The organism is Nocardioides sp. P4_G4 (genome assembly GCF_056401085.1).
Window position 1 is genome coordinate 48,771 of record NZ_JBFUKA010000017.1, and the last position, 6,586, is coordinate 55,356.

Below are 6,586 nucleotides of genomic sequence, written 5' to 3' on the forward strand. Positions count from 1 at the left end.
GCGGCGACGGTCTGCCACGCAGGGGCGCGGACGCCCTGGGTCAGCGGGCGGGTGTCATGTCATAGATGGCGAACCCGACGAAGGAGTCGACCTGAGCGACCTTGGGACCACTGACCCGGTGGCCATCCACACGTCCCCAGACCTTGGCATCGTCGAAGAACTCGTCGTAGTACAGGGACTCTCCGTCGGCACTGGGGAACTCGGAGACCGAGGGTGTGCCGAGGCCCTTCATCGTCAGGTCGATGGTTGCCGTGCCGATGACGTCGTAGTTGCTGTCGACCTCGTCGAACTGGCCATTCATGGTGAGCCGGTCGCTGGCGTGGTCGTAGGTAGCGACGTCGACGGGGTCCAGGTCCCAGATGTAGGTGCGGCCCTTCTCCTTGCACGTGGTGGGAGGAAGCGGCCACACCAGGGGTCCGGGAGGCTCGACACCGTCGGGGCAGCGCCAGTCGATGATGGACCCCGTCACACCGTCATCGTCCTCCTCGATCATCAGCTCGCCCACATGCCAGTTGCCCTTCGCACCTGGGTACCAACCGTCGTGGACCCAGGTGACCCGCCCGAACTCGGCCTGAGACCCGCCGGTCCAACCGGCAGGCGGATCCGCCTGCGTGGCGCCGGCAGCACCGACCAGGATGGCGCCTGACAGTGCGGTCGCGACGGCGGAACGGGCGCAGCGGCGCGTCAGGGTGGTCATGCGACGAGCCTAGGAACTCAGCTCCCAGGCGGCATCGCCGATATGCGGCATTGTGTGCCGCTGGTTCGCCCGAAGCAGACGCTCCGGCGAGCCGCCCCTCTTGGGTGCGGTCAGGATTCGAGGGTTGTTCGCCCGGGAAACGGTTCTAGGGTGAGGCCATGGCCACCGAGTCCACGACCAACACATCCGATTCCGGCTTCTCGGCGGACGAGCTGGCCGCCATGAAGCAGCGCGCCACCGAGCTGCGCGCAGAGAAGAGGGGCGGCGCGAAGAAGGCCGACGAGGCCGAAGCGTGCGTCGAAGCAATCACGGCACTGCCGCAGCCCGACCGCGGGCTCGCCGAGGCGATCCACCGGATCGTGCTCGACGTCGCCCCAGGGCTGGACCCGAAGACCTGGTACGGCTTTCCGTCCTACGCCCGCGACGGCAAGGTCGTCGTCTTCTTCAAGCCTGCGTCGAAGTTCAAGTCCCGCTACGCCAGCCTCGGGTTCGAGGAGGCTGCCCAGCTCGACGACGGCGCAATGTGGGTGACGTCGTTTGCGGTGATCGAGATCGGCCAGGCCGAGGAGAAGCTGATCCGCGAGCTCGTCGAGAAGGCAGCGGGCTAGGCCCAGCGCGCTGCCTCGGGCTCATCCGTACCGGTGTCGATGAGACGTCGACGCCTCGTGCTTCACAGCGACTTCAGGAAGTCGATCAGTCCCGGGAAGTAGTGCTGCGGGTCGTCGAACTGCGACAGGTGGCTGCCCTCGGGGCAGTGCAGGTAGCGCCCTCGAGGTAGCTGCTCCGACATCCACCGCATGTGCGCGGGATCCATGGTGTCGTGGGTGGCTCCGATGACCAGCGTGGGTACGTCGATGTCCTTCAGGTCGCTGGAACGGTCCCAGTCCTCCAGGGTCCCGCTCATCCCGAGCTCGCTGGGCCCCTGCATCGGCACGTAGATGGCCGGGTTGATGTGGGCCAGGGACCGGTTGACCGGGTCCGGCCAGTCACCGATCGGCAGTCGGCACACGTGCAGGGCGTAGTGGTGCTCCATCAGCAGCTGCTCGTAGCGCGGATCGTCGGTCGTGCCGTCGGCCTCGAACTGCTTGATCTGGGCCAGCACCTCCTGGTCCATCGCGGGCATGAGGACATCCTCGGCGTACGCGTTGTACAGCCGCGAGCTCGACATCATGTTGGAGACCACCAGGCCCTTGAGGTTGTTCTGGTGGTGGACGGCGTACTCCATCGCCAACAGCCCGCCCCACGACTGCCCGAGGAGCACGAAGTTGCTGCTGTCGAGCGCCAGCGACTTCCGGACCTGTTCCACCTCGTCCACGAAGCGCGGCAGGTCCCACAGCGACGGCTCGTCGGGCTGGTCGCTGCGGAACGAGCCGAGCTGGTCGTAGTAGTAGAACTCGATACCCGCTCCGGGGAACCAGGCGTCGAAGCACTCGTAGAGCTCGTCGCTCGCTCCGGGGCCGCCGTGCAGCAGCAGCACCTTGATGTCGGGGTTGGTGCCGACCCGTCTGGTCCACACCCGGAAGTCGCCGGCCGGGGTGCTGATCGGGACCATCCGGGAGCCGCCCGAGATCACGTCGCGCGGATCCCAGGTCGAGGTGTCGAAGTACGAGGCCGGGAGAGACTCCATCACCGCAACCTACTCCGTGGTCGGCCCGGCGAGCACCGCGTCATCCGGCCACGTGGGTCGAGGTGTCACGGTCTCGAGGAACAGCAGGTTCAATGTCTCCATGCCTTTCGCCCGCACCCATCGGCCCGTGACAGCACAGCCTCGCCCTGCCGGCGTCCGACCCACCCATCACCGCTGATGGCGCTGGTCGACACCGCGGCGGGTCTCTTGGTGACGGCTGCTCCCGGCACGGCCAGCACGGCACTGCGCGAGGCGCTCCTCGCCCGCCCGACCGTCACCGAGGTTCCTGCCGGCAGCGCGGTCCGCGCCGCCGGCATCGACGTCAAGCACGCCACCGCCGGCGAACTGGTCCGCGCCGGGTTCTTGGCGCCGGACCACGGGCTGCGCATCGTGACCACCACCCGCAACCCGTTCGACTTCTACGTCGCTGAGTACGAACGCACCCGTCGCCGATGGGTGCACGAACTGCGCGACCCGGACTCGTGGGTGCACTCGACACCTGGCGCGGTCGACCGCATCGTGGACGCGGTGACCCTGGAGTTCAACGAGTGGCTGGCTCGGGTCATCGCAGGGCCCGGCCCGCGCCGGATCAATCGCGGCCACGTGGAGGAGGCCGACGTCGTGCTGCGGATGGAGCACCTCGAATCCGACCTGCGTGAGCTGCTGGGCCTCGAGGTCACCGTCGCCGCCACGAACGTGACCGACCGCGAGCGGGCGTACTGGCGCGCCTACGACGTCACCCGCCGCGAGCTCGTCGAGGCCGCGCACGCCGACGACCTTGTGAGGTTCGCCTACTCGTTCTGACCTCCGGACCTGCTGCGACGAGTGCATATTCCACCCGGCACGAACCGGTTGAGGCCGGTCCAGACGACGTTCACGGCGGCTTTGCGAACGTCGTTGTGTCAGCGGTCCTGCCGGGAGCACCCTTGAGAATGCTCATCATCCGCGCCGGCTTCGTCTTCGACGGCGATGTTCTGCACTCGGACGGCGAGGTCGTGGTGGGTGAGGACGGTCGCGTCCTCGAGGCGCGCCGGGGGCAGCCGCCTCCCGAGGGCGCTCACGTCATCGACCACGGCCACGGCACGACGCTCCTGCCTGGCCTAGTCGACGGCCACCAGCACCTCTCGTGGGGCTGCACGCCCAATGCCGCGGCAGGTCTCCCGTCTGAGCCGGCGGCGCAGCGAGCACAGACGGTCGCGAACGCGCGCCGAGCCCTGGCCTCAGGGGTCACGACGATCCAGGACCTCGGGGACAGCGGTTACGCCGTTCTCGACTTCCGGGACGGTGTGCAGGGCGTCCTGAGCTTCCCCCGTCTCTTGGCGAGTGGCCCGCCGATCACGACCCCCGGAGGCCACTGTCACTTCCTGACTGGGGCAGAGACCGAGCCGGGCGAGGTCTCCGCCGCGGTCCGGAGGCGCGCTGAGCGGGGCGTCGATGTCATCAAGGTGATGACCTCCGGCGGGAACATCACCGCCGGGTCACTGCCCTGGGAGTCACAGTTTGACGGCGACGCACTCCGGGTGGTCGTCGAYGAAGCTCACGCAGCCGGGCTCCCGGTCGCCGCCCACGCCCACGGAACGGCGGCGCTGCGCACCTGTCTCGCGGTGGGTGTGGACGCGGTGGAGCACTGCACCTTCATGACGGTCGATGGCGTGGATCGCGACCCGGACCTGGTGCGCGCACTGGCGGCATCGGGGATCGTCGTTCGGACCACCCCGGGAACGGTGCCTGGCGCACCCGCGCCTCCGCCGGCGGTGGCGGCCCGGATGCAGCAGATCGTGCAAGGGCTCCACACGCTCCATGAGTCTGGCGCACAGGTCGTCGTGTCAACGGACGCCGGGATCGGCCCGGGCAAGCCTCACGATGTGATGGCCTACGCCCTCCTCCAGTTCGCGAACGCCACGGGAGACCCCGTCGGCGCACTCCGAGCCGGGACGTCGCGCGCCGCTGACGCGCTCGGGCTGGCCAAGACGTGCGGCCGGCTGGCACCCGGGCTCGCTGCTGACCTCCTCGTGGTCCGCGGTGAGGTCGCCGTTGACCTTGGTGCCCTGCTGGAGGTCGAGGCGGTGTACCGCGAGGGCCAGCTCGTCGCCGGGCCATCCACCCGTCCCGCCGCGACTGCCTGAGAGTCCGGTGCACCGGTAGCCACGGACCGCGACCACCAACGTCGTGATTCGCAACCTCTGCAGTACGTGCCCACGCTGAGATCGCGGCGAGCCCTGGCCACTTCGAGGCGACCCAAGCCCGTCCTGAGCCCCCGAGCCGCGCTGCCGCCGGCCGCCCTGCTAGTTCCGGAGCCAGGATCGTTCTCCGTGACTGCCACCTTCAAAGTGTGCTCCGCGGCTCACGGCGTTCGCCAGTACGGATGACCCAGACACGAATCCGGAGTCGGTAGGAGAAGCGCTGGCAGGAGGCCGTCGTTGGAGGGATCCTGAGGTCATGATCGAACGCGATGAGTTCATCACGTGGGTCCAGTCTGTCTTCAAGGACGCGGAGCTCGCGCTGCACAACGGCGACGCCGGCCCACGTCGGGCCATCTGGTCACACAACGATCCGGTGACCGTGTTGGGCGCTTGGAAGAACGCCGTCGGGCAGCAGGAGCTGGATGCCCTCTTCGAGCATCTCGCCGACAGCTTTTCCGACTGCACGTCGTACGAGTTCGAGCTTCTCGAAGCCGAAGTGCTCGGAGACACCGCGTACACGGTGGGCTTCGAGCACACGTCAGCATCTGTCGACGGTGTCCCTCGCACGTACACGCTTCGCGCCACACAGATCTATCGCCGAGAGGCCGGGACATGGAAGGTCGCGCACCGGCACGGGAGCGCGCTCCCCGAGTAGCTCGCACGGAGGCCGGATTGCCGATTCCGGCACCCGCGAGCGGAGACCCGCCTAGCGTGGCGACCACCATCACGCCATGACCTGGAGGTCTCGTGCTCGTCCGAAAGATTGCTGCCGTCGTGTCCGTCTCCGTCATCTCCGTAGGGATGACGTCGATGTCCGCCGAGGCCGCTGCCGCTCCCAAGCACTTCGCCAACTGCACCGCCCTCAACAAGGCGTTCCCGCACGGCGTCGGTCGGCCGGGCGCCGTGGACCACACCACCGGGACACGAGTCACCACGTTCCGCCGAGACCTGGCCCTGTACAACGCCAACTCCGGCTCGGACCGCGACAAGGACGGCATCGCCTGCGAGAAGCTCTGACGTCACTCGCAGCCGGTGCCGTCGCCGTCCCGGTCCAGATGGGTCCCGTAGCCCGGGTCGCCGAGGTGGACCGGGGCCGCGCCGGCGGCTCGCGCCGCGTCGCAGTTGTCGAAGTACGTCGACCCGGGCGCGCCGGGATCGGTGATGTGGTGGTCCACCCGCGTCGACGCACCCCACACGTCGGCCTCCAGCGGCTGGTCGGGACACGAGGTCAGCACGCGCTCCGTCGCCGCCTTCTCCGGGGCGGTCACCCACAGGCCGTACTTGCTCTTCACCGCGACCTGGCGCGAGACGTAGCGGCAGCGGAAGGCCCTGTTCGCCGGGAGCCACGTCGCCGCGTCGCCGTCACCCTTCTGACGGTTGGCGCTGGCGTCGGCAGGCAGGAGGTTGAGCGGATCGTTGGCGAGGGCGGCACGCTTCGTGACGTCCCACCCGAAGGCGCCCGTGGCCCACGCATTCCCCAGTGACACGACGTGGTCGATGTCGATGAGGAACCCGTCGCCCTGCCGGTAGTCGATCGTCGACCCGGTGTACGGGTCGTCGTACGCGCCGGTGGCGACGACACACCCGTTGGGCTCGACCGTGGCCGCGGCCAGSTACTCGCGCAGCATGTCGTTGCGCGTGTCGCACCCGTTGCGGTCCGCGTCGAGCCCGGCGGGCCCGAACCGGTCGCGGTCGTAGCCCGTCATGGGGGCACGCCCCTTCACCGCCAGCAGGCCCAGCGCCGCCAGGGCGGTCCCGCTGCCGGCCTGCTTCTCGGCCGGTGCGGCACTCCGCTCGGCGTGGGCACGCGCGTGCGTCGCGTCCCGTACGTCGGGCACAGGCTCCCGATCGTTGTCGCACTGTCCGACCAGCACCAGCAGGACGGCGCCGACGGCCACGGCCTTGAGCTTCACGACTCTCCTCGACGTGCTGGGTCAGCCGTCAGGATGCCCTGAGTCGGACCCCGTCACACGGCGAACGCGCGAAGCGGCCCTTGTCAGCGGTCGCGCCCGAGGCGCACGCTGGGCTGACGTGGGGAGGGCGGTGGAGTCATGGCGAGCTCACGGGCGACACCCGACG

General features: G+C 69.0%; 8 protein-coding genes and 1 pseudogene. 5 read left to right on the top strand and 4 right to left on the bottom strand.

All coding sequences use genetic code 11. The annotated features are described in order from the left end of the window. Positions 1 to 40: 40 nt before the first annotated feature. Complete coding sequence (locus AC1DQF_RS05985) at positions 41 to 697, bottom strand: hypothetical protein (protein ID WP_477524297.1); 657 nt, start codon at positions 695 to 697, stop codon at positions 41 to 43. A 158-nt stretch (positions 698 to 855) separates the two neighbouring features. On the opposite strand from AC1DQF_RS05985, the gene AC1DQF_RS05990 reads away from it, so the two are divergent. Beyond that, positions 856 to 1,305 (top strand): iron chaperone, encoded by a 450-nt coding sequence (locus AC1DQF_RS05990; RefSeq protein ID WP_477524298.1) that lies wholly within the window; start codon positions 856 to 858, stop codon positions 1,303 to 1,305. Between the two features lie 62 nt (positions 1,306 to 1,367). Here AC1DQF_RS05990 and AC1DQF_RS05995 read toward each other — a convergent pair whose 3' ends face one another. Next, a complete protein-coding gene (locus tag AC1DQF_RS05995; protein ID WP_477524299.1) occupies positions 1,368 to 2,324 on the bottom strand; it encodes a proline iminopeptidase-family hydrolase in 957 nt (318 codons plus the stop codon). A gap of 210 nt (positions 2,325 to 2,534) precedes the next feature. Here AC1DQF_RS05995 and AC1DQF_RS06000 point away from each other — a divergent pair, with 210 nt between their 5' ends. From AC1DQF_RS06000 to AC1DQF_RS06015, 4 genes are all read left to right on the top strand, one after another. Continuing rightward, positions 2,535 to 3,128 (top strand): hypothetical protein, encoded by a 594-nt coding sequence (locus AC1DQF_RS06000; RefSeq protein ID WP_477524300.1) that lies wholly within the window; start codon positions 2,535 to 2,537, stop codon positions 3,126 to 3,128. A gap of 128 nt (positions 3,129 to 3,256) precedes the next feature. Then, entirely contained in the window at positions 3,257 to 4,450 is a 1,194-nt protein-coding gene (locus AC1DQF_RS06005) for an amidohydrolase family protein (protein WP_477524301.1), read from the top strand. 313 nt (positions 4,451 to 4,763) lie between these two features. Next, positions 4,764 to 5,162, top strand: coding sequence for a nuclear transport factor 2 family protein (locus tag AC1DQF_RS06010; RefSeq protein WP_477524302.1), 399 nt, complete (start codon positions 4,764 to 4,766; stop codon positions 5,160 to 5,162). Between the two features lie 119 nt (positions 5,163 to 5,281). Further along, positions 5,282 to 5,524, top strand: a complete 243-nt coding sequence (locus AC1DQF_RS06015; RefSeq protein WP_477524303.1) for an excalibur calcium-binding domain-containing protein — start codon at positions 5,282 to 5,284, stop codon at positions 5,522 to 5,524. Positions 5,525 to 5,526: 2 nt separating this feature from the next. Here the strand turns inward: AC1DQF_RS06015 and AC1DQF_RS06020 are convergent, their stop codons facing one another. Beyond that, a complete protein-coding gene (locus AC1DQF_RS06020; protein WP_477524304.1) occupies positions 5,527 to 5,703 on the bottom strand; it encodes an excalibur calcium-binding domain-containing protein in 177 nt (58 codons plus the stop codon). Positions 5,704 to 5,706: 3 nt separating this feature from the next. After that, a pseudogene (locus tag AC1DQF_RS06025) lies at positions 5,707 to 6,345 on the bottom strand (HNH endonuclease family protein); the annotation flags it as partial. Positions 6,346 to 6,586 lie beyond the last annotated feature (241 nt).